At 43.6% G+C, this 1,335-nt stretch carries 1 protein-coding gene; it reads right to left on the bottom strand.

All coding sequences use genetic code 11. The annotated features are described in order from the left end of the window. Positions 1-19 precede the first annotated feature (19 nt). Entirely contained in the window at positions 20-1,222 is a 1,203-nt protein-coding gene (locus NO989_RS21765; RefSeq protein WP_013786029.1) for an IS4 family transposase, read from the bottom strand. Between the last annotated feature and the right edge of the window lie 113 nt (positions 1,223-1,335).

Raw genomic sequence — 1,335 nt, forward strand, 5'->3', positions numbered from 1 at the left:
CTGAGGGATCCCCACGAATTTAATTCCATGTGCTTCCGGCCCATGCACTGTCTACTATGGAGCTGTACCATTTGAGTGCAGCTTTCCACTGTCGCATGGTAAACCTTATTCGGCAAGCAATAGCTCTAAGGCCAAGGTAGTGGAATGATAGCACGCTTCTGGTTTCGGTATTCGCTTGGAATTGGCGATGTTTGTTCGAAGAAACAAGCACCATACCCAGTAATATAGCAACCAGTGACGCTAATGTTGTCAGCAATATCAATATTGTAAGACGTTGCTTTTTAATACTTTTGTTTTGTTCATAGCCAAGCCCGAACTTGGTGCTTTTCATGTCCCTAAACCCTTCTTCAATTTGCATCCGCTGTCGATAAATACCGACCACTTGTTTTGATAACTGCCGATGAGAAGAGAGCGATGTTGCCAATAGCCAAGGATCTTTTGCACCCTGAGCATGTTTTTTTGAATGTCCTGAGCGCTTGAGCGAACCATCAGTGTTACGAGCGTGACGGCCTTTACTTTTTTGTTTAAATAAAACAAGCGTGCAGGCAAAAGGATTGCTTCTGACTATCTGGCTATTATCAAAACGCTTTGGTCTGCACGTGGCTTGAGCGTAAAGCTGATGAATACATTGCCACGTGTGCCCAGCGTCAGACGAGTAATAATGCGGCCGACGCACGCGACCGACAATATCCCACCCTAACGCCATCACCTCCCTGAACCACGGTGATTTATACCCTGCATCTGTAACGATAATGGGATGGCATTGTGAAGGTAATACTGCTCGCAGAGCATGCAAAAATGCTCTGTGCGTCGCTTGCTTTTCTCTGGTTTTATTACAATGGACTTCTTGGTAAAGCGTGATGGACCTGCCTTTAAGAGAAATAGCTGCGCGCAATAGAAAATGACCGTTATGCTCATCAAGATCTGACCAATCTACGGAAATAACAGGCCGCAAAATATGACTACATAACAACTGGCATGTAGCTGCATAGATAGTTGGCGTTTCATGTAATAAGTTTGTATTGGAAAGTAATCGGTCGGCTCGCTTAATCCGATGCTTCTCAAAGGCTTTATTATTGATGCCTCGACCTATGCTCGTGACAGTTGCGGCATTTCCGTTAAGCAAACTTTTAACACATGCGGTAAGTGCTTTTTGTCGCGACATATGCATTTTAAAGCTGACAAGCGAGATGACTTTGTTCACAATAGATAGGGCATTCATGGCGTTTAACCTTCATTTGTTTTTGGCGAAAGATCTGATCACCAAACGTCATGAATGTTCCCTTTATTTTTTATCTTACTGAATTTTAGTCATTATTTGTGGGGATACCTCAG

The sequence above is a fragment of the Alteromonas sp. DY56-G5 genome (genome assembly GCF_041414725.1).
GTDB lineage: Bacteria > Pseudomonadota > Gammaproteobacteria > Enterobacterales > Alteromonadaceae > Alteromonas > Alteromonas macleodii.